This window comes from Metallumcola ferriviriculae, from assembly GCF_035573695.1.
Lineage (GTDB): Bacteria > Bacillota > JADQBR01 > JADQBR01 > JADQBR01 > Metallumcola > Metallumcola ferriviriculae.
Map to the genome: position 1 here is coordinate 2,561,349 of NZ_CP121694.1, position 21,208 is coordinate 2,582,556.

At 43.3% G+C, this 21,208-nt stretch carries 19 protein-coding genes and 1 pseudogene; all 20 read right to left on the reverse strand.

Annotated elements, in window-relative coordinates:
• Positions 1 to 40 precede the first annotated feature (40 nt).
• The gene (locus tag MFMK1_RS12730; protein WP_366922078.1) at positions 41 to 1,540 is read right to left on the reverse strand and encodes a sensor histidine kinase; all 1,500 of its coding nucleotides are present in this window, start codon (positions 1,538 to 1,540) and stop codon (positions 41 to 43) included.
• A 215-nt stretch (positions 1,541 to 1,755) separates the two neighbouring features.
• A complete protein-coding gene (locus tag MFMK1_RS12735) occupies positions 1,756 to 2,529 on the reverse strand; it encodes an ABC transporter ATP-binding protein (RefSeq protein WP_428846307.1) in 774 nt (257 codons plus the stop codon).
• A 35-nt stretch (positions 2,530 to 2,564) separates the two neighbouring features.
• Positions 2,565 to 3,326 (reverse strand): ABC transporter permease, encoded by a 762-nt coding sequence (locus tag MFMK1_RS12740; RefSeq protein ID WP_366922080.1) that lies wholly within the window; start codon positions 3,324 to 3,326, stop codon positions 2,565 to 2,567.
• The gene (locus MFMK1_RS12745) at positions 3,327 to 4,328 is read right to left on the reverse strand and encodes an ABC transporter substrate-binding protein (RefSeq protein WP_366922081.1); all 1,002 of its coding nucleotides are present in this window, start codon (positions 4,326 to 4,328) and stop codon (positions 3,327 to 3,329) included. It lies immediately after the preceding gene.
• A gap of 4 nt (positions 4,329 to 4,332) precedes the next feature.
• The gene (gene cooS / locus MFMK1_RS12750) at positions 4,333 to 6,306 is read right to left on the reverse strand and encodes an anaerobic carbon-monoxide dehydrogenase catalytic subunit (RefSeq protein ID WP_366922082.1); all 1,974 of its coding nucleotides are present in this window, start codon (positions 6,304 to 6,306) and stop codon (positions 4,333 to 4,335) included.
• Positions 6,307 to 6,330: 24 nt separating this feature from the next.
• Entirely contained in the window at positions 6,331 to 7,248 is a 918-nt protein-coding gene (gene cysK, locus MFMK1_RS12755; RefSeq protein WP_366922083.1) for a cysteine synthase A, read from the reverse strand.
• A 209-nt stretch (positions 7,249 to 7,457) separates the two neighbouring features.
• Positions 7,458 to 8,342, reverse strand: a complete 885-nt coding sequence (sucD, locus tag MFMK1_RS12760; RefSeq protein WP_366922084.1) for a succinate--CoA ligase subunit alpha — start codon at positions 8,340 to 8,342, stop codon at positions 7,458 to 7,460.
• Between the two features lie 18 nt (positions 8,343 to 8,360).
• Positions 8,361 to 9,539 (reverse strand): ATP-grasp domain-containing protein, encoded by a 1,179-nt coding sequence (locus MFMK1_RS12765; RefSeq protein ID WP_366922085.1) that lies wholly within the window; start codon positions 9,537 to 9,539, stop codon positions 8,361 to 8,363.
• A gap of 18 nt (positions 9,540 to 9,557) precedes the next feature.
• Positions 9,558 to 9,899 carry a cupin domain-containing protein gene (locus MFMK1_RS12770; RefSeq protein WP_366922086.1) on the reverse strand — a complete coding sequence of 114 codons (342 nt, stop codon included), beginning with the start codon at positions 9,897 to 9,899 and terminating at the stop codon, positions 9,558 to 9,560.
• A gap of 10 nt (positions 9,900 to 9,909) precedes the next feature.
• A complete protein-coding gene (locus MFMK1_RS12775; protein WP_366922087.1) occupies positions 9,910 to 11,202 on the reverse strand; it encodes a TRAP transporter large permease in 1,293 nt (430 codons plus the stop codon).
• The gene (locus MFMK1_RS12780) at positions 11,199 to 11,738 is read right to left on the reverse strand and encodes a TRAP transporter small permease (protein ID WP_366922088.1); all 540 of its coding nucleotides are present in this window, start codon (positions 11,736 to 11,738) and stop codon (positions 11,199 to 11,201) included. Before MFMK1_RS12780 ends, MFMK1_RS12775 begins: the two co-directional genes overlap by 4 nt.
• Before the next feature lie 56 nt (positions 11,739 to 11,794).
• Complete coding sequence (locus tag MFMK1_RS12785) at positions 11,795 to 12,907, reverse strand: TRAP transporter substrate-binding protein (protein ID WP_366922089.1); 1,113 nt, start codon at positions 12,905 to 12,907, stop codon at positions 11,795 to 11,797.
• Between the two features lie 107 nt (positions 12,908 to 13,014).
• Positions 13,015 to 13,536, reverse strand: a complete 522-nt coding sequence (locus MFMK1_RS12790; protein ID WP_366924941.1) for an IclR family transcriptional regulator — start codon at positions 13,534 to 13,536, stop codon at positions 13,015 to 13,017.
• Positions 13,537 to 13,650: 114 nt separating this feature from the next.
• Positions 13,651 to 13,734 (reverse strand): annotated as a pseudogene (locus tag MFMK1_RS12795) (hypothetical protein); the annotation flags it as partial.
• Positions 13,735 to 14,094: 360 nt separating this feature from the next.
• Entirely contained in the window at positions 14,095 to 14,493 is a 399-nt protein-coding gene (locus tag MFMK1_RS12800; protein ID WP_366922090.1) for a HEPN domain-containing protein, read from the reverse strand.
• Entirely contained in the window at positions 14,486 to 14,809 is a 324-nt protein-coding gene (locus MFMK1_RS12805; RefSeq protein ID WP_366922091.1) for a nucleotidyltransferase domain-containing protein, read from the reverse strand. The genes MFMK1_RS12800 and MFMK1_RS12805 overlap by 8 nt, the downstream gene beginning before the upstream one ends.
• A gap of 415 nt (positions 14,810 to 15,224) precedes the next feature.
• Complete coding sequence (locus MFMK1_RS12810) at positions 15,225 to 15,527, reverse strand: nucleotidyltransferase family protein (protein ID WP_366922092.1); 303 nt, start codon at positions 15,525 to 15,527, stop codon at positions 15,225 to 15,227.
• Positions 15,524 to 15,925 (reverse strand): nucleotidyltransferase substrate binding protein, encoded by a 402-nt coding sequence (locus tag MFMK1_RS12815; RefSeq protein WP_366922093.1) that lies wholly within the window; start codon positions 15,923 to 15,925, stop codon positions 15,524 to 15,526. Before MFMK1_RS12815 ends, MFMK1_RS12810 begins: the two co-directional genes overlap by 4 nt.
• 141 nt (positions 15,926 to 16,066) lie before the next feature.
• Complete coding sequence (locus MFMK1_RS12820; RefSeq protein WP_366922094.1) at positions 16,067 to 20,485, reverse strand: coiled-coil domain-containing protein; 4,419 nt, start codon at positions 20,483 to 20,485, stop codon at positions 16,067 to 16,069.
• Entirely contained in the window at positions 20,469 to 21,182 is a 714-nt protein-coding gene (locus MFMK1_RS12825; RefSeq protein ID WP_366922095.1) for a DUF6063 family protein, read from the reverse strand. Before MFMK1_RS12825 ends, MFMK1_RS12820 begins: the two co-directional genes overlap by 17 nt.
• Positions 21,183 to 21,208 lie beyond the last annotated feature (26 nt).

Here is a 21,208-nt window from a genome sequence, read left to right on the forward strand (position 1 = left end):
TATTCGAAATTTTCTGACTTTATTTTAGCATGGAACGGTACTAATTACCACTGCCAAGTGACCCCCCTTTGACAGTGACATCCGTACTATTATTTACATTATTTTGCAGCGGGATGGTAACCGCAACAGTGGTACCTTTACCGGCGGACGATTTAACCATAAAACTGCCCTGCAGCAATTCCGTACGTGCCCGCATATTATAGAGACCTCTTTTATGCGTATTCGCGGCAGGATTCTTAGCTAAATTTTGGTATTCCTCCTTAGATATCCCCCTGCCGTCATCGCTAATGGTAACCTTCAAGCAATCTCCAAAGTAAATAAGACTAACCTCTGCCCTGCTTGCACGGGCGTGCCGCACCACATTATGCAACGCTTCCCGCACTATTTGCTGTACCTGTTTTTCCCACCGCACCACCTGAAAGGCCGGTTGTATTCTTTCCGGTAACTTATCAAAATCATATTTTATTTCAATGCCGGGAGAACTACTGCCTATTTCCTTAATCGCCTGGGACAATAACTCTACCAGATTATATTCCTCTTTATACTCTAGTTGGTGAATATATCGCCTTAGGTTAGCAATAACTAGGTTTAATTTTTGAATGGACTCGTTTAACTGGTCGAAAGCCTTCCGTTCATTCTTCGCTATCATTTGGGAAATAATCTGCAGATTAATGCCAATACCGTAAATCACTTGAATGACATCATCATGAAGATCCCGAGCAAATCTTTCCCTCTCTTTCAACACCGCCTGAACCTTGTGGCTTTCGTCCAACTGACGCTGTTTCTCAAGTTCGAAAACACTAAGCATGGAAGTGATACACCAGGCAATCATAAATGCCGTTCCCGTCCGAAAAAATTCCACCGGCAGCCCCACTCCTGCCTTAAACGTGGCCGCATTGAGGACGCGGCTAAGTCCGCCCACATTCTGGGGAATGACAAGCCCGCTAAAAAAAGCAAAAAACAATAAAGCGGCTATAGCACCGAACAGATTGGTCAAAACAGACCTATCGCCGATCTTTTTCACATCGTGCACCTGGAGAGCCAAACCGTACGCAGCCAATATTCCTCCCGGAAAAGCCAATATGTACCGCGACCAGCTTTCACTGACAACCAGCCAATCAATAAGGTTTTTGGGAGAACCCATATAGGAAACAAAGCGGATAAATTGAAGCAGCCAGATAACCATGGCAATGAAAGGAAGGAAATATAACCAACGTCTTTTGGTGTTGGTATCAGATATTAGCTTAATACCAAAAAGGAACAAAAAGAAATGAGAAACTGCCTGAAGCAGGCGCTGGATGACAATTAATTTCCAGGTAGGCAAACTACCGAAGTTCGGCACCTGAAAGGGGACAAAGACACTACCCCATTCGCTGAGCCCATGAAACAAGCCAAATGCTGCCAACAGGCTAAGGCTAGAAGCCAGGCGAAAGCTGCTGTAACTCCGATACTGCAGCGCAATAGCTAAGCCCATAGTATAAAAAGATAAGCCATAAAGAAAATATAACCCCAACAAATTGACTTCAAAGATCGTATTCATGGGCTCTAGGCCTCCTCAATGGGTGGTGTATAAGAAATTCTCGCCAAACAAGCCGGTTCCTCCTACCTGATAGAATTTTCTGATAATTTCCCTTTTAAAATAAGTGACACCTTGGTGTCAGGCACCACCATTTCCCAAATAAGTGACACCTTGGTGTCAGGCACCACGATGTCCCAAGGTGTCACTTATTTTATCATTTATGCAAAAGAGCTTGATTATATATAATAATCAAGCTCTTTCTTCACTGTTAGCTCAAATTCATTAAAAATCCTGTCTCTAATTTTAATAAAGTCATAGTCAGTCCTATCTCGCGGCCGCCCCATGGGTACAGGCAAAATGGTCTTTATGCGGCCGGGATATGGGGACATGATAACTATCCGGTCAGCTAGAAAAACAGCTTCGTCAATATCATGAGTGACAAAAACAATGGTCTGTTTGTTTTCCTGCCAAATACGCGTAATCTCATCCTGCATCCGAAATCGCGTCAGTGCGTCCAACGCGCCAAAAGGTTCATCCATAAAAAGCACCTCTGGTTCTACCGCTAAAGCCCGGGCAATGGCTACCCGCTGTTGCATACCGCCGGAAAGCTGATGCGGATGACTATTACGAAACTTTTCCAGTCCCACCATTTCAATATAACCGGCCGCTTTGGCCCGTCTTTCCTCCAAAGATACCCCCTTAACCTCTAACCCGTATTCGACATTTTCCTCAACGGTACGCCAAGGAAAGAGACCATAATTTTGGAAGATGGTTTGGTATTGAGGGTGAGGCTTAAGCACCGGTTTATCGTCAATGAAAATAGTTCCACTGGACACGGACTCAAAACCAGCCATTAAATTTAATAAGGTGGTTTTGCCGCACCCGCTTGCTCCCAGTAGACAAATAAACTCATTGTCATACACAGCAAGGTCCACGCTGGCTAACGCTTGCTGATGTTCGCCGGCGTTATTGGCAAAGACTTTGGTCACATCTTCAATTTTAATTTTCACTTTAGCTGTCATAGCCAGTTCCCCCGCTGATTTGATTAGGCGCTAAAACCCCAGCGCTTTTTCACCCGCTGCTCCAAATAGCCAATTGATCTATCTAAAGTTAATCCTAGTACGCCAATAATAACCATACCGGTGAGCACCAATTCTGTGCGCATACTATTACGAGCGTCAACTATCAAAAATCCCAAACCTGAGCGCACACCCATCATTTCCCCGGCCACTAAAAATACCCATGCCGTGCCCAAAGCAATATGCATTCCCATCATAATGTAAGGGAACACGGCGGGAACCACCACTTTTCTAAGGATGTCTTTTTCGCTGGTACCGAAGTTTTGGGCTACCTTTAGGTAGACCGGGTCCACATTCTTAACCGCGGCCACTGTAGATAGCAGCATCGGGTAAAAGGCGGCCAAAAAGATTATCACTATGGCAGGCAAGTTACCAATGCCAAACCAAAGCGCAATCAACGGCATCCAAGCAATGGGCGAAATGGGCCGCAGTACCTGCACAAGCGGGTCAATAGCAACCCACAAATTACGGTACCAACCCGCAATTAGGCCAAGAGGCACAGCAACTGCTGCCGCAATTAAATAGCCGGTAAAAAAACGGAACAAACTGATGCCGATGTGCTGCCAAAGCACGCCGTTAAGGGCTGTCTCCAAAATCCCCCCAGCTACCGCCAGTGGCGAGGGAAAAAGATAATCCTCCCAAATGCCTAAAGAAGCGGCTGCCTGCCAGGCAATCAGCACCAAGGTAAACGTTATCAACGGCAGGACATACCTTTCCTTCCCCTTCACCTATTTCACCTTCCCGTAGGCCTTCTTAGCATAGTCCTCATTAATCAATTCGCTTAAATCAATCTCTTTTTTCAGTAAGGTGTTTGACTGCCCATCCCATGGCAACTCTAGCAACAAGCTCTGCATCTGCGCAAAATCTTCCTGTCGAGGCTGCAAGTCAGCGTAAGATATCCATTCTAAAGACTTAGACCATAATTCTTTTTTAATTTGCATATATTCAGCCGCAATTTCCACAGCCTCGTCTTGGTTACTTTCAATATAAGTACCCGCCGATGCCAGTTTATCCACCAGTTCCTGCAGAACCACCTGGTCATTAAAGTATTTCGGATTTATAACCAAGCCGCAGCATATCCAATCCGGCCATATGTCTTGAGCCCGCATCAATACTTTGCCGGTGCCTGCTACCACAGTCTGCGCGCCAAAAGGTTCCGCTACAACATAACCATTAATTTCGCCTCGTGCCAGAGCCGCGGGCATATCCGGGGGAGCCATTTCCACCTTTCTTACATCTTGGTAATCAAGCCCCGCATCTTTTAAAGCTTTGTACAGCAGCAGATTGTGCCCGGAAAGGCGGTGAGGAATGGCTACTAATTTACCCTGTAAATCCTGCACCTTTTCAATCTCATCGGAAACGGTTAACACGTCGCCATTACGATGGGACAGCATTACCACTTCCTGAGGGATACCCATCTCTTTACCTGCCATGGCGATTTCAAACATGGTCATGCCGCCTTGGATAGTGCCTGAATTTAGAGCATCCGTTAATTCAGGCCAGGAACTAAAGCGCACTAATTCTAAATCAAAATTCTCAAATTTACCCTGATTAAGTTTATCAGCCACCACCAGGGGTAAAGAATGGGTGATAGGCAGATAGCCAATTTTAACCACCGGTTTTTCACTGCCGGAACCGCTATTATCCTGCCCGGCGCCGCAGCCGGAAAGCACCAACGCCCCGGCAAATACCAGCAGTAAACCGATGATGACAACTCTTCTATTTTTCATTTTCCTACCCCCTCCAGCCTAATCCCAGCCGTTTTCGCTTAATATGCATGCGAACGGTTTGGGCCGCCAATTTTGGATACGGCTCTGTATATACTCTTGCTCCTACTTTCTCATATAGACCGTCGCCGGCAAAAAAGTCTGCAACATCATTACTGCCCCGGTCCATCTCATCATTGGACTGAGCCCCTTCCTTAGCAGTGGGCAGCGGCACCGGAATTGGAGCGGGAAAACCTACCAGATTGCTAACACCATGCGCAAGGAAGGTAACCCCTTGACCGACAGTCTTCTCGTTACCGGGTTCCGGGCCAATAAACATAAATGGCATATCTTTTACATGCTTTCCTGCCTGTTGCGCCAAGTCAATAAACAGCCGCAGCGAGCGGGCATTATCCACGCAGCCGCCCACCGCCAGCACCGGGGGGATACCTAATTGCCGGCATAGATCCTTAAGCCCCGCGCTGGCCTGTTCTGCCGCCTCCGGGGCGCATAAACCGGCATTTAATAATGCATGAGAACAACATCCGGTGGTGGTCACCAAAATTCCATTTTCAATCAATTTCTTTACAATGGTTACATGGTTATGTTCATAGGGCACCTTAGGGTTGTTACAACCAACTACGGTAGCAATCCCTTTGATAGTCCCGTCTTTAAGGTGCTGGGCTAATTTTTCCAAACCGCCAAAGGCGTCCACTACTGCCTCACAGCTCCATCCGCCCATGGCACGGGAACGGTGCTGAGGAATGTGAATGTGAGAACGGTCGCGGTTTTTAAAGGCGGCCAACGCCAGCTGCACTATCCGCTCAGCGTCCTGCTCTAAAGTATCCGGACGCTCCGGGTCAAAAGGAATATGATGCGCGCCGGGGATGCGATTGGAATCACAGGTTGTGATAACTTCGGTACCAAAACAGTCCGCCGCCGTCTTCAAGCCCGGAATGACACACTGCATATCAACAACTACCGCATCCACAGCACCGGTGCCGATAGCCAGTTCCTGGCCCATAATGTTGGTTACAGAAGGAACGCCGTGACGGCATAATAACTCATCGCCGGTGCAACACATACCACCCACCACAATTCCTTTGGCGCCATAATCTTTAGCCTGCTGTTGGATTTCTGCTGAATAAATCTTTTCAAGAACTTTTTCCGCCATCACCGGCGAATGTCCATGCATCAGAATGTTCACGTGATCCTCTTTCAAAATGCCGTAGTTCACTTCTGTTATTTTTGGCTGAGGAATGCCAAACAATATTTCCGTAGCCATCGATGAACCGTAAAGCGTGCTGTAACAATAGGCAAGCGCCATGCGCAGCTCCTGCGCCGCCAGGGCGGTCCAATCTGAACAGCCGCCCAGCGTGGTCATATGCAGGGTTTCCATCATTTCGTAGCTGCCGGAGCGAGGCAGGACGCCAAGTTCTTGCCACAATTGCTTTCGTTCCGGGGGCGCGTAGGCCTCTAACATGTACATCGGATCAGCGGTCATACGACCCAAATCTTCCAGCAGGAATTGCGCCACTTCTTTAGCCGTTTGCGCTAAATCCTTGTCCTCAATTTGGATAGAAAACTTCTCCGCCAGTTCCCATACCCTTTCTTCGCCCAGCAATGGAAAATCCAACTTGCCTTCAGCTGCGGCAATGATGGTCATATACACCTCATGAGCGTGCCGGCCGTGTGCCGCCAACCCCGCCGCCAGCGCGCGAACAATGTTGCCCATCACCATCAGATTTAAATCTTTGCCACAAATACCTTTAGGTGATTTCGGCCCGATGCGACATGGACCCCATTGACAATTACGGCAGCATAACCCTCTTAGGCCGAAACCACATTGGGGCTGCTGAGCTTCATATCTATCCAACCATGTTTCGATATTTTTATCCTCCATCCGCTGCAACAACTCTCTAGACGCGGGGTTTGGAGTTAGTTTTTTTACATCTTCTCTACCAGGCATTTCTGCGTTTAAAGACGGATAGTTGTATTTCATCGGTTCTCCTCCCAAATACTGCGATTATTTAAATAACGGTGTGGACAGATAACGTTCGCCGGTATCCGGCAGCACCACTACAATACGCTTTCCCACATTCTCTTCACGTTTGGCCAATTCCAATGCCGCGTACGCCGCTGCGCCAGAGGATATCCCTACCAGCAACCCTTCCTCAGCAGCGAGCCTCTGTCCCGTCTTTATGGCCTGATCATCAGTCACCTGGTATATTTCATCCACAACATCAATGTCAAATATCTCCGGAATAAATCCGGCGCCGATTCCCTGAATTTTATGCGGCCCCGGCATACACCCGGAAAGAACAGCAGAGTCCGTCGGCTCCACCGCCACCACTTCAATGTTAGCGTTTTTTTCTTTCAACGCTCCACCAACACCGGTGACGGTACCTCCTGTGCCCACACCACCCACAAAGATGTCTATTTCTCCGTCAACAGCTGTCCAAATTTCCTCTGCTGTAGTGCGGCGGTGGACTTCCGGGTTTGCCGGGTTAGAAAATTGCTGGGGAATAAACGAATTAGGGTTACCTGCTGCTAGTTGTTCTGCTTTACGAATTGCCCCTTTCATACCCTCTCCCCCGGGGGTAAGCACCAACTCCGCCCCAAGAGCTGCTAACAAGTTCCGCCGTTCAATACTCATAGTATCCGGCATAGTTAGCACTAGCTTGTATCCTTTAGCCGCAGATACTATAGCTAAGCCAATACCGGTATTGCCGCTGGTGGGCTCAATAATAAGAGTATCCTTATTAATCACCCCTGCCTGCTCTCCCGCTTCAATCATGCTCAATGCGATGCGGTCCTTAATACTACCGCCGGGGTTAAAAGACTCCAGCTTAACAACTACTTCTGCGCCGCCTTCATTTAATTTGTTGATGCGCACCAATGGTGTCCGTCCAATTAATTCGGTTACATTATTATAAACCGTCATTTTAAAAAACCTCCTCCTTGGAAATTAAATAATCCCTATCGATTTACCGGGTTTTCTTTTCCTAGTATTCTATCCGGTTTAATGGGTTTTGTCAATAAGAAAATAACCGAAACCCTTTCACCTAGAAGATAAGTGACACCCTGGTGTCAGGCACCACGGTGTCACAAGGTGTCACTTATTAGGTGTCAGGCACCATTTTGTCACTTATTCTAATCTCCTTGAATTCCTTCCATCAAATAATACTTCAAACTTTCGCCTAATTCCCAAGGAGTATCCGCAACATAAGAGCCAGCGGCTTTTAGCACATTCTTCTTATATTCGGCTCCCTCATTTTCCGCAGACGCAATAGCCCCAATATGGCCCATCCTCTTGCCCTTGGGTGCGGAAATTCCGACGATAAAGGAGAATACCTTAGTAGACATCTCCTTAATGTAATCCGCAGCCTCCAGTTCCTTACTGCCGCCTATTTCCCCCAGCATCACTACTGCCCGGGTATCAGGATCATCTTCGAATAATTTCAGGTAGTCAATAGGATTTTTACCAATAACCTTATCCCCACCGATACCAATGCCGGTGGACAGCCCAATACCGCAGTCCCCTAGAATCTGCACAAATTCTATGGCCATTGTACCGCTGCGTGAAATGAGCCCCACATTACCGGGAAAGGTAAATGAAGGTGCCAAAGACCCCAGCAAAGTTTTCCCAGGACTAATCATACCGATGGAATTGGGGCCAACAATCCAGGTGCCATATTTTTCGGCAATGTGCCGGAAATATAGTGTGTCGTGGATAGGGACTCCTTCTGTGGCAATAACTATAAGTTCAACACCATTTTCAACCGCCTCCAACACTGCATCCTTAGTGAATGGTGGTGGCACGTAGATAATAGAGGCATCGAAATCATGGTATTCACCTGCTTGTTTCACCGTATTATAGACTGGTACCCCGAATGTTTCCGTCCCGGCCCGGCCCGGCGCCACGCCCACGACAATATTTGTCCCATACTCTTTCATCGCTGCTGATTGATTGCGCCCATACGCTCCCGTAATACCTTGAATAAGCACTTTAGTGTCTTCGTTAACTAAAATGGACATAACCCGCACTCCCCCATTTCATTCCGTTTTTAATAACTGGGAACAATATGCAAACATCTCTTTGAGCTGGGGAAAATTTTTAATCCCAACCTCAGCAAATTCTATCTCTGCAGTGTCCAAATCCATTTCTCTTAAAGAGGCATCCGTAGCATGGATTACCGCCAAGATGGGCACAGAGCACCCTCTCTTTTCGATACCCCTCACTATGCCATTTACCAAGCTTTTAAGTTGAGTGGCCGAAAGAGAGATAGTTATCAGCATACATCTTATCTTGGGGTCCTGTTCTATCTTTTTCAAGACTATTTCCGTCATCTTTTCGATGGTTTCCGGCTTTGCTCCACCTTTGGTATCAATAAAATTAGCAGGTTCTCCCCCGGACAATTTAATCATATCCAGCAAGGTCATATTTAAACCCGCACCGATACTTAAAGCAGCCACATTACCGCCAAGCTCAACAAAATGAATATCGTTTTGTTTGGCTTCCTCTTCCAGCGGCGTACCCTTACTGCCCACTTGAACAATAGACTGCAGCACCCCCTGTTGTCGAAAAAGAGCATCATCATTAATTACCATCTTTGCATCCGCTGCAAATATCTGCCCTTCAGTGGTAATTACCAACGGATTGATCTCTACCAGTTCACAATCATAGTCTTGAAAGACCTGGTATAATCGTAACATTAGGGCTGCAGCCTGAGTGAGCTCTTTACCCTCTAACCCCATAGCTATACCCATATCAAGAGCATGATAAATGCGAAATTCCTCGCTGGGCAAAAGATTGCGGCGGCAGACTTGATCCGTTTCACCTTTAAAATGTTCTTCGACATCCATCCCACCGGCCGCCGAAGCAATAAATAAGGGCATTCTACTATCTAAGTCAATAGTTATACCTAAATATAATTCCTTTTTAATATCTAACGGTTCTTCCAAAAGGAAACCCTGATTAGATTCGCCGTTGATCTCCAATCCCTTAAGCTCATTCCAAATCTCCCGTATGTTACTTTTATCCACAAACTTTATACCCCCGGCCTTACCCCTGCCGCCCGTAAGAACCTGGGTCTTTAAAACAGCCTTACCCCCAAGCTCTTTAAGGTACTCAATCCCTTCGGCCAACTCATCTCTTTGAAAGAAATTAAATTTGGGAACAGGAATGGTCTGCCGTAGGAAAATACTTTTAGCCTCATACTCCAATAACTTCATTTACCTACCCCTCCCTGCCTAATTTTTTGGGGGAGAATAAACCACCACAAACTTTGCATATTCTCCGTTATTCCATACCTCATGTACTGCACCTTTGGGTATAGAAATAGCCGTCCCCGCAGCCATTAAAGCTTCTTCATCAGCGATCCTCACTCTCAGTTCACCTTCAATAATATACATCGCCTGCTCAGCAGCTTGATGAGCGTGGGCAGAAGCATACCCCTGAGGGCCCATCTCACCAATAACCAGCTCAAAGCTTTTGATACCTGCTTTACCATCAACTAAGCGTCGGTTCCGGGTGTCGTCATGCCCATTAGGTTCATATACTGTTACATCTCCTTCATATATCCAAAAACTCATAATGCACCTCCTAACTCATTAGCTGCGGCAGCCATGTAGCGATCTTCGGAAATAACAGCAGCAAAAGCAAGACAATAAATTCTACAATCAAAAGCCTGCCCGTGCCTTTAAAAGCAGTCTCGATGGGTACGTCTGCAGAACTTGAGACAACATAAATATTTAGGCCCAACGGCGGCGTGACAAGCCCTATCTCAGCGGTCTTGGTGATAATAATGCCAAACCAGATAGGATCAAAACCCAATGACATTGCCAAAGGAAAAGTGAGCGGAACAGTGAGAAAGAGAATGGCCAACTGATCCATAAACATGCCCAGCAGCAGGTAAATTGCTATAATAATACAAAGAATAACCCAGTTACTGACATTGAGGCCGCCAACAAAACCGATTAAATTTTGGGTCACCTGAGTATACGTAAGAAAATAGCCAAAGACCATTGCCCCAATAATAATGGTAAAGATCATCGCGGTAGTCGTTGCCGTGTGGCTTAATACTTTCTCCAGCCATTTTTCCCCCTTATTGCGAGCAGTTAAAGTAATAAGAAAGGCAATAAAGGAACCAAAAGCACCCGCTTCAGTGGGGGTAATGGCCCCGGAATAAATTCCGACTAACACCGCAGTAATCAGTACCAACATAGGCCATACTTTTTTTAGCGCATCCATCCGTTCCCTACGAGAAAAGGGTTCTATGGTTGGGGCAATATCCGGTTTCTTTCTTACCCAGAAATAGATGGAAATAAAGTAACCGACGGCAGTGACAATCCCCGGTATTATACCAGCAATCAACAGATCCCCGATTGACACCTCCGTCATAATACCGTAGAGAATGAGTATTATACTTGGTGGTATCATAATTGCCAGGGTACCCGCAACACCCACCACTCCCGCTGATAAAGCATCGTCGTAGTTATACTTTCTCATTTCCGGGATAGCTGCTTTAGCCATGGTAGCAGCAGATGCCGTACTTGAGCCGGAAACTGCAGCCATGCCCGCACTTGCAAGAACACAGGCAATCGCCAGTCCACCCTTAATATGACCTAAAAATCTGTAGGCGGCCACAAAAGCGTCCCTGGTCATACCGCTCACCGTAGCATACTCAGCCATCAATACAAACATTGGCACTGCAGTAAGGACAAAACTGGCCGCACTTGAATGAGGGGTTGTCTGTAAAATACCGGACACCAGTTCCAAACCATTAATCATCCAAAGCCCGATAGAACCTGAAACCCCCAGAGCAAAACCCACGGGCATACCAATAATTAAGAAGGCTAATAATGATCCTACTGTAACTATTATTGCACTAGTCAACTGCTACCCCTCCCCTCATCCTGGGAATTTACACCCTGCCTTAAGCAATCAATATCCATAATCACCTGCTCAGCTACCGTAAATCCAATCCTTAGCACCAATATACCTACTCCAACAGGAATCCAAATATAAGATAAATATGTGGGCCATGACACCACACCGATGGTAAACTCATTTCCTACCCAAGCTTCCCAAGTTTTTACCCAGCCTTCCCGGGCAATGATAAAAAAGAAGACCAGAGGCAGTAGGTTATTGATGTAAAAAAACACCCGTTTAAGTCTTTCAGGAAACTTTCTGGCAAACAGCTCCAACCGTATATGGCTGTCGGTCTTATAGGTGTAACTCATACTCAAAAAAACCACAGCAACCATTAAATAATCTTGAACAAATTCAAAAGCACCATCAATGGGGTCGCGCAGGAAGTATCTTCCTGCCGCATCCAGAGTAATGAGCAGCATCATCACGAAAATCCCCCACAGCCCCAGACGATAGAGAAATTTATCAATTTTATCGAAACCTAGCTTAATCGGACGCAACACCTCACCCCCCATTTTTCTTAAATGAGGCCGCGCCATAAGGCGCGGCTCCTATTTTACTTAACATCTTCCACTGCCTTTTCAAAGGCATCCAATACCTCAGTACCGGCTAATCCTTTGTCGTCAAGTTGTTTAGCCCAGTTTGCCATTACGGGAGCCAGCTTCGCATTAAGCGTGTCTAAAGTATCCGAATCTACTTCATAGATGTCAATTCCGGCGTCCTTAAATTCCGCACCTAACTCACTGATATTTGCGTCTTGGTATTCCGACATATGGTCAATTGTTTCTTCACCAGCTTGCAGCATTGCTTGCTGCACATCCTCAGGTAAAGACTGCCATACATCTTCATTGATAGCATAAGTGACTGCAAAAGTACCCATGTTAACGTTTGAAGTGGAATACTGCACAATTTTTTCAACTTGATACGGCTTAAAACTGGTAAACGGCAATAACGTACCGTCTAGAGTTTTCCTTTGCATACCGGTATAAATTTCCGTGGCCGGCATGGACACCGGTGCACCACCAGCAGCCTCCACCAACAAGGACTGGACACCACCGGTCCGAATCTTCAGTCCCTTCAAGTCATCTAGGCTATTAAATTTCTTATCCATTGTTACTATCTGGTATGGAGGAAGTACCGCAGCAAATACCGGCCTGATTTTATTTGGTAAGAACTCTTTCTCAATCAACGTATCTTTAATTACTTTCCAATACGCCCTGCTGCCCTCTTTCGACGTATTGTAGTTTCCGGGAAGCTGCCCGACAGTGCTCAAGGGAAGCTTATCAGAATAATATCCAACTCCGACATAAGCCACCGCGGCGACTTTGTTTTTTACCACGTCGAGAAGCTTATTAGCTTTACCCAACTGCTCAGCAGGATAATACTCAAAGTCTACCTTCCCATTAGTCAGTTCTTTAACCCGCTCAGCCCACCAAATACCGCCTTCCTTTGCCAGGTAATGAGATTCAGGAAAAGAATGGGCGAGTTTAAGGACGATCTTCTCCTCCTTAACAGGGCTCGGCTCTTTTGCCGTATTTTCCTCTACTTTCTTTTCCGGTTCAGCATTTTTCTGGACTTCCTCCTGCTGACCACACCCTGTAACGCTAACAGCAAACAGCATTACCAGGACAACAATCAAAATTACCATACGTTTCTTAAATACCGTCATTTTACGCACCTCCAAATTTTTTTAAATCAGCGCCCGTTTGCACAACTAGCTAGTCGCAAACCTCCTTTCAAGTTTCACAATGCGAAACGTGTTTCATTTTTGGAACATTAGGAAACGGCATTATAGCCAAGCATCGCTGAAATTTTCGCGACGGTCTGCAGTAGTTCCGTGCCAAACCAGTCTTCTTTTTCCTCGGTTAGCCTAGCGGTTGGCCCGCAGACTGCCAATGCAGCAGATATATTTCCAGTATGGTCAAAGATTGGTGCAGCAATGGAATAAGCCTCTGTAAAATTCTCTTCAATTGAAGTAAAGTAGCCCAATTCCAGCCCCTGTTCCAGTTCCTTATTAAAACGTTCTATCTCTTGGTCACTATACTCTTTGCTTTCTAACAGCCCCTTAACATATCCAGGGCTTTTGTTCATTAGAAATACCTTTCCCGGAGCCCCTTTATGCAGCGGGTATTGATGACCTACCACCATAAAATTCCTAATAACGTGATTACTGTCAATTCTCTCAAGGCAGGTACGTCCTCTTCCATCTGATATAAAGAGAATAATGGTCTCGTCACAACGCCTGCTTAAATCGCGCATGGGGCCGATAGCCGCTTTCCGCAAGTCCATTTGATTCATAACAATCGAACCCAAATTAAAAAATTTAAAGCCCAGGGAGTATTTCTGCGTATTTTCGTCCTGGGAAATATAACCCTTTGTCTTAAGCGTTTGTAGAAGTCTATAAGTTGTAGTTTTATTTAGTTGAGTCTTCTGGCATATCTCTGATAAACTTAATTCCGGTTCGGCCAAGGAGAATGTTTCCATGATTTCTACCATTTTTAAGACAGATTTTACGATATTAGATCCCCCCCTAGGTTTATTGATGTTTGTAACTTTCTCTAATATTAAAACTATTTTCAGAATGTTTCAACTATTTTGTCGTGAAAAGTCGTATTTTGGATGTGAGCGGCTGCTTTTTTGCTTTAAGAGGGGGTGGGCCTCGTTTAGCTATTTCTAGCAGCAAGATTAACTAGTATGAACCAAATGACACCCCAGATTAGAAAAATACGGGAAAGAGTTGAACGATTCATAATACTGCAATAGCCATGCCAGGCCCGTAAACATAGTTAAAACCTTACTATAACTACAATAGCAAGGCTTAGTGATACGTAATTGTTTTTATGTTTTTGGCTCTGTTTACTGCGGTACCATCTCCGGAGCAATATCTAGAATAAAATCTTGAATTGCTTTTGCGCCCTGTAATGCCTGCTGCATATCCTGTTCTTCCAGCATCAATTCCGTTGGATACCTTGAATGAACACCATACGCAGTTAGGTCGGAGCAATGATCGGCTATATTTTTAAAGGTGTCAGATAGTTTCGTGCAAAGCTTGCACAATTCATCTAGGTCATGTATTTTAGGCGGATTTTTGCCGCATAAAATAAGATTTCCTTTGAGATACTTTTCAGCAGATTGCTGGCAGTGATAACAAACAATTTCAATTGGAACAGGACGCATTTTTAGAAGATATTCGGCACTATCTAAGTCCATCGCAGCAAACCTCTGCCATTCCTGCGCTTGTGTTACATTATCCATACAGCACAATCCCCTCCCTCACGATTTGACGTTCGATACCAGGGATGGATTTGAGCTTATTAAACTTATCTTTTTTACCTACCATCACATCTACCGGCATCGTCTTTTTATTCCGAATCGCTTTCCGAATTAGTCTCATGGCATCAATTTCCCTGATATTAACATTATCTGACATTATAACATAGAGGTCTAAGTCCGAATCGGCATGCGGAATACCGTTTGCATAGGAACCAAACAGGAATATTTGTTCTACAGGTATAGTTTCTACTATGATATCTTTTAAGATATTCAACTCATCCCGTATTCGTTGTTCCATATTGACACCTCCATCCAACTATATCTTTCAGCCTATGCCCTACCTTGTTCCAGTGTTTTTAACTTTATATCCTATTTCTTGAATTATTACCTGGATTTAATGAGGCTCTTCCCCTAACTCCCCTGATCCCTTTGTTACCATCAAATCGACCTTTGAGGTTCCGCCTTTGCCATTAAAAAACATAGTATACAACATTCCGTTGTTCCGTCATTAGTTACCACTCAGCCTAATACTCGGCATCCTTTAACCTTATTTTACCATCTGAAGCGGTAATGTCAAAAAGATACATGCCGCTTCCGGTGTCAGCAGGCAACATTGACGGATTAACATTTGCCTGCAATAACTTGACAAAATGGTGCCTGGCACCAGGGGGTGTCACTTATTGTCGGCCTTGTCGGCCATAAAGAACATGCAACTAACAATAGAATCTTTTTGCATATTGGTCTATATGGTCCTTTAATGGCTTATGCTTTAACGCGTCGTAATGGACAATGTCAAAATAATAAGGTAAGGGTAATTCTTCGTTTAATTGTACACTCAAATGGTCAATTATCTGCTGTGTTACCTGAGAACCATAGACAACTAAGTCAACATCAGATCCATTTTTGTAATTCCCTATGGCGCGGCTGCCAAAAATAGATGCTTTTTCAATCTCCGGCCAGCGTGATAAGACTTCAACAATAAAATTCATACTTTTTCCCGGTATCCCAAATTTCATTTTCTTGCCCCTAAGTCACGATATACCTGCGTGATAGCTGCGTAATAACTTTCCTTAACCTTGTTCACCGCCGACCGCAAACGCTCCTCGTCGTAAGTATGGGCCAATAAATTTCGTTTTTCCAACATATCCATCCATGTTTCACCATCCTGAATAAGACCATAGTGAAATGAAGACTTTATTACTTCCCTGGGAAAGCTTGCTAACACTTCTTGAGATTCTAAATAATCCTTAAGTGTTTTCCATGCCAATTCAAATGTATACTCAAACCTTTGAATTAAACCTTCTTTCTCCAGCACACTAAGCTTGTCAAAATCTTGTATGGCTGAGTCAAATTGACGATAGGCTTTGTCAAAGTTTTCAAATCGTTGTTGCCACCGATCTTCCTTTGAGTTCATTATTATCATACCCCTATTCCCATAATTGTTCCACTAACTTACCCTTAATCTATTATAGCATATTATCCATAACTTGGAAAAATAATTGGCGCACATGCTCTATGTATGCTGTTGACCCGCCGCCGTTAACGTCCCAAAGTGCTAGTTAAATAAATTTATCTGTTCAACATCTTCAGCTTTAAATACAACTTTCTCTAACCGTTCGTCGGTTTTAAGAATTATATCTTCTTTAATCTGTTGCTCTAATCGGATGTATTCATTGGTGCCAAAGACGTTTTGTCTGATTTTGATCATGTAGATTAAGTTAAAACAATTTAGTATTGAATTTTGTTTCAAATCGGTCAGACAGATCAACTGAGTATTGTATTTTTCGGCAATCCTAAACAACGGCTTTAATAAATGTTCCGAAGAGATTGGGCCGAACGGATTATCCATAATTAAAACCTTTGTATCTTTGTTTCTTTGATAATCATCTTCAAACTTCATACTGGTCCTGGTATATGAAATAAGTGCAACCAGCACGGCAAAAAATGAAACAAACCTTTCCCCGCCGGAATTCTCCTTCATAACCTGCTCCCAGGATTTATATCGATTATTTTTGACATTAATGTCTATTTTATATGCGGAAATATTCATTTTCCCAAGATCGGAAAGTACATTTAGCAGTTCCTTAGTGGACATATATTTGCCAATTTTTTTACGAATTTCTTCAATTTTCTTTTCCTCTTTCATATCTCTTTTAATAATACCAACAGAGTTTTCGATATAGCCTTTCATCTTTGTACTATTCTCTTCCTCGGTTTCACTCAAAGGTTCCATATCTATTTTCAGCATCGGTATCGGGCGGGTTTTCCCCTCCAGTTTAATTGAAGAATTCTCTGCTATTTTTTGCACCTCGTCATAAACCTGCTTTGCATGCAGGTAGCTATGTTGAATCATATCCCTCTTATTCTTTTCTACATTAGCCAATCTCTGTTCACAAGCTTTAATTAGTTTTGTCAAAGACTCATTACTAATCAACATTCTCTCGCCTAAATAGAAATATTTATCTTTGTCGCCTTGTGCAGCTTCAATCAACGGTTCCAGCCCTGCCAAAATGTTCTCTATATGCTTATTTTTACCTTCATACCTGGCTTTTACCTTATTGTAGCGCGTCATGGCGTTTTGCTCATGTGCCCTGTTCTCAGCCTTGCAATGCTTTAGTTCTTTGATGCATTTTACAAAATCCGTTTGTATCCCCTGTTTTATTCGATATTCAGTATTTACTTCATACCTTTCCACTTCAACTTGTCCGGCAATTTTATTGGCAACCGTGTCATATTCTTTAGATACCTTATCAAGCTCAGTTATTATACTTTTTGCTCCAATAATGTCTTCCTTTTTCTGCTTTCGTCTAGCAGCAAAATTTGATTTTACCAGCGCCGGCTCTAGTGGCAATTCCGCCAATTTTTTGACCTCAGTTTCTGCGGAAGCAAATTTGCCTTTTGCTTCCCGCAGATCACCTTCCACGTCCCTGCATTTTTTAACTAATTTCTTATGTTCCGCCTTCAGGTTACTAACTTTAGTGTTTAGTTCCTTTAACTGCTTCGGATCATAAACTATCTGGCTATATTGACTTTCTTCCAACTGATATGATGCTAATTGCCCCTCTTTCTCTTGCAGTTCATCTTTCTTGTTCTTAAAATCCCGCTCCAACCGCTCCAAATCAGAAGTTATTTTACGCTTTAATGCCTGCAGTTCCGCCTCCATAATGTCTATATCCTGATCCAGTTGTTCACCTGCTTCAGCATCCTCATACCGCCTCAGCCTATCCTCTTTGTCTTCAATTTCTTGGCCGACCTTAACCTCTTCCCCTACCAGCGCTTCCTTCTCTTCGCTAAAGGTCTGCTTATCTTTGGCAGCCACTGTCTTTTTTCTATGAATTATTTCTATGGACTCAGCATACTCGCCGCTTAATCTTCGATTTTTCAGATATTCTTCGTTTTCGCCAATGAATTGATTTAACTTTTCCTTTTTAGCGATTTCCTCAGCCCGCTGCCTGTCAATTTCATCTATTCTGCGTCTCTTATTATTTATGCTTTCCGAGATTTCCTTTAGTCTAGTTTCCAGGTCTTCGATTTTACTTCTTACCGAACTAACCTGATTTTCTAATTTACTTTTTTCCCTTTCCAGGTCATAAAGATGATTTTTATCAAAATCAAACTGCCTTAGTACCTGCAGGGCATCCCTGGCAGATGTCAGTTCCTTCCGATAATGAGTCAGTTGCTCGGTTACTTTCTCCATTTCACCGTGCAATTCTTGCAAATATGCGTCTAAACTATCCGCATCAATCATCCTGTTGTCATAGAGACAGATGAACTGTAATTGCTTTCCTAAGTAAACGGCATTACCGTCAACGGCATAAGTTTTGTTAATATCACTATACGACAAAATGGGAACCATCTGATTGATCTTTAGCGCCATCTCCATACTCTTCAGTTTTTCTATGTCATCATCGTACAATAGGAAAGCAAACGGCAGTACTGGGTTTTGTTCAACTAAGCCGTTTCTAATATCGAGCTTCTTTTTCCTTAGATAATTCTCTCCAGTTTCAAAGTCAATGTCGTGATTGATTAGCCATTGTCTAAATTCTTTAGAGACATGCAGTGTCCCGTTTTCTAAAGATGCAATAGTCTCCCTAATCGTCATGGCACTTAAGTCCAGTTCCCTTTCTCTTTTCTGCAATTCACTAATTATTTTCTTAACGAAAATGTGGTTTTCCCGGTGATTGAACCTTTTGCTGAAATCAAGATCATATCTAGTAAAGATGGGCTTTATAGCCGCTTCAACATCGTTGTAAGCCGATATTTTGTCCACCAATCTCGCAGCATCAACCTTCCGTTGCTCCATGCTTTCTCTTAGAAGATTCAACTGCCCTCTTGCTTCAGCAGTTTTTTTCAGCAAATCAGTTATTTTTTGCTCTGTATTGCTTCTTTCCGCATCTAAAGCCGCCATCTGCTCTTTTAGCGTAAGGATATATTGATCGAAATAGTCCTTTTCAATCTCTCCCAGCAAGTTTCTTTCATATATTAGTGCCAATTCATCACGTTTTTTCTGTTCGTCCTTCTCAAACTGCTCTATTTTACTGTCCATTCGCCCCTTTTTATTCTGGAGCTCGCTGCTTTCTCGGTCAAGCTGGTCTATTTCTTTATCAGCTTCCTTAATTTTATCCGCCTTTTGCCCTTTACCGGCTACGATAGCTATAGCATTTTTCTTTAACTGTTCCAACACACTCGCATAAGCAATCTTAAGTGAGTATTCTAGATTTCTTATTTTCGTTTTGCTTTCTGCGCTGTGTTTAATCATATCAATTTCAGCTTTGATGCCGGCTAACGTTTGTTTTAATTCCTTTATTTTGCCGTAGTCCCGGGCCGCCAGCTGCACCACAATTTCCTTTTCATTCAAGTCAATTTTTTCCTGTAATGACGCTAACGCTGCTTTTGCCTCCTCCAATGACTTGGCAAAGCCATTGACATTGTCTAATTGGTCATAATATTCCTTAGACCTTTCTTCCAAATCAATCCTCTTTAATCCTTTTTCGCAGTCGGCAATTTTGTTATTTTCAACCCGGAGCTTATCATCCATCTTATTTATTTCGTTTTTCAAAAAATAGTACATGCTGGCAATATTGCCTTCCATTTCTGCCTCGCTGTCCAGAGACTTTATCAAATCGTTAAGCTGATCCAAGTACTCCTCTGTTTCACTTAGAAACCCTTGATACAGTTCCTTTTCATGGATAAACTGCTCGTTACTGATCATTTCTTCCACCAGATTTTCCAACATCAGTTCCAGTTTCTTCTGGTCCCTTTCTTCCTTGTTGACTACCTTCTCGATAGTTTTCAAAATCCAATTATTCATCAATTGTTGAGAAGTCTTACATTTTTCAAAGATTTCAATTACTCCGCCTTCAGATTCATTGATTTTTAAAATAATAGACTTCCACTCATCCGGAAATATGTTGTAACTTTCCAGTTCACCTCGATAATCCATACCCTCTTCGTCAGTAAATAATCTAACCCGACATTCTCTATCCTTTGCTTTTTCCGAAATCAGTTTTCTAGCATTTTTAAAATCTTCTATATATATTCTTTCATTTAACTTTTTAATCAGCGCTATGTTTTCTATATCAAAAAGGTTTGATTCACGGTAATATGACGTGAATGTAAAATATTTGACGCTATTATTTACTTCTTCATCCTGCTCTCTAACCTGGTGTTCCCTGTTGGTTAAACCGACACCCGTTAGCAAATATCCACCCTGTTCCTCCAGTTTCCACTCAATTAGCACATACGTCGGCGTCTTCCTGCCTTTAAAGAAATCTTCCATTCTCCTGCCCATCAGTTTGGTCTTAGGTATTATCGGTTGAAGCAGTAATTGAACCAATACGCTTTTACCACCACCGTTTTTTAGGCTGAGCAGAGCATTCTCCCCCTGATAGAAAATAAAAATCTCATCGATAATATTTCTGTTATTGTTATTATAGGAAAAGTTGATTATTCTGACTCTATTTATTTGAGGCATTGTTACCCTCCTCAGTAAATATACTGTTGATTTCATCAATTCTGCTGTCGTTCAGAAAATAATAGGTCATCAAGTCATCTAATTTTTTTGTAGTCCTTATTTCCTGCTTATCTTCCATTAATCGAATCAGCTTTTCCTGCTCCAGCAAAGTGCATATTCTCAGTACGGTACCATGCTTTGTTGTTCTCTTATTCTCCTCATAAACGATCTTTTGGTTCCAAACTTCAGCAATTCTGATAAGGTTTATATTTAGGTCCTCTTCCGTTTCTATAACGTCCTCTTGATTGTTAGTAAGAATTGCTTCAAACCTTTGGTCCAGTTCGTCAATCAAAGCCATTACTCTGATAAATTCTCTCTGCTTCGGGTTTTTGTTCTTCCCACTATAGAATTTATATAAGATGAACATAGTAATATAATACGATAGGTACACGTCACTCAAACGGGCATTTGAACCGATCCATTCCCTAAAGTTCTTGTTTTTAAATCCCAATAAGCTGTTATCGTGATTAGGGAGAAGGTAGATGGTATTATTTATTTTGATGATCCTGCATTCCATTTCCTCTTCAAATTCGCTGAGCACTTCCTGCACTTCCGAGTTTAAACATTCAATAAATAAATCGCTGTGAGCATCTCTGTCCAGCTGCCCATGCTCCAGTAACACTTTAAATATCTCGATTGCGGTCCTAACGCTGCTCATCTTGTACTTCCACCCTTATCATAAAA

Coding starts and splice junctions, on each gene's coding strand:
- MFMK1_RS12730 (WP_366922078.1), bottom strand. CDS start 1,540: ATGAATACGATCTTTGAAGTCAATTTGTTGGGGTTATATTTTCTTTAT.
- MFMK1_RS12745 (WP_366922081.1), bottom strand. CDS start 4,328: ATGAAAAATAGAAGAGTTGTCATCATCGGTTTACTGCTGGTATTTGCC.
- cooS (WP_366922082.1), bottom strand. CDS start 6,306: ATGAAATACAACTATCCGTCTTTAAACGCAGAAATGCCTGGTAGAGAA.
- cysK (WP_366922083.1), bottom strand. CDS start 7,248: ATGACGGTTTATAATAATGTAACCGAATTAATTGGACGGACACCATTG.
- sucD (WP_366922084.1), bottom strand. CDS start 8,342: ATGTCCATTTTAGTTAACGAAGACACTAAAGTGCTTATTCAAGGTATT.
- MFMK1_RS12765 (WP_366922085.1), bottom strand. CDS start 9,539: ATGAAGTTATTGGAGTATGAGGCTAAAAGTATTTTCCTACGGCAGACC.
- MFMK1_RS12770 (WP_366922086.1), bottom strand. CDS start 9,899: ATGAGTTTTTGGATATATGAAGGAGATGTAACAGTATATGAACCTAAT.
- MFMK1_RS12785 (WP_366922089.1), bottom strand. CDS start 12,907: ATGACGGTATTTAAGAAACGTATGGTAATTTTGATTGTTGTCCTGGTA.
- MFMK1_RS12790 (WP_366924941.1), bottom strand. CDS start 13,536: ATGAATCAAATGGACTTGCGGAAAGCGGCTATCGGCCCCATGCGCGAT.
- MFMK1_RS12800 (WP_366922090.1), bottom strand. CDS start 14,493: ATGGATAATGTAACACAAGCGCAGGAATGGCAGAGGTTTGCTGCGATG.
- MFMK1_RS12805 (WP_366922091.1), bottom strand. CDS start 14,809: ATGGAACAACGAATACGGGATGAGTTGAATATCTTAAAAGATATCATA.
- MFMK1_RS12810 (WP_366922092.1), bottom strand. CDS start 15,527: ATGAAATTTGGGATACCGGGAAAAAGTATGAATTTTATTGTTGAAGTC.
- MFMK1_RS12815 (WP_366922093.1), bottom strand. CDS start 15,925: ATGAACTCAAAGGAAGATCGGTGGCAACAACGATTTGAAAACTTTGAC.
- MFMK1_RS12820 (WP_366922094.1), bottom strand. CDS start 20,485: ATGCCTCAAATAAATAGAGTCAGAATAATCAACTTTTCCTATAATAAC.
- MFMK1_RS12825 (WP_366922095.1), bottom strand. CDS start 21,182: ATGAGCAGCGTTAGGACCGCAATCGAGATATTTAAAGTGTTACTGGAG.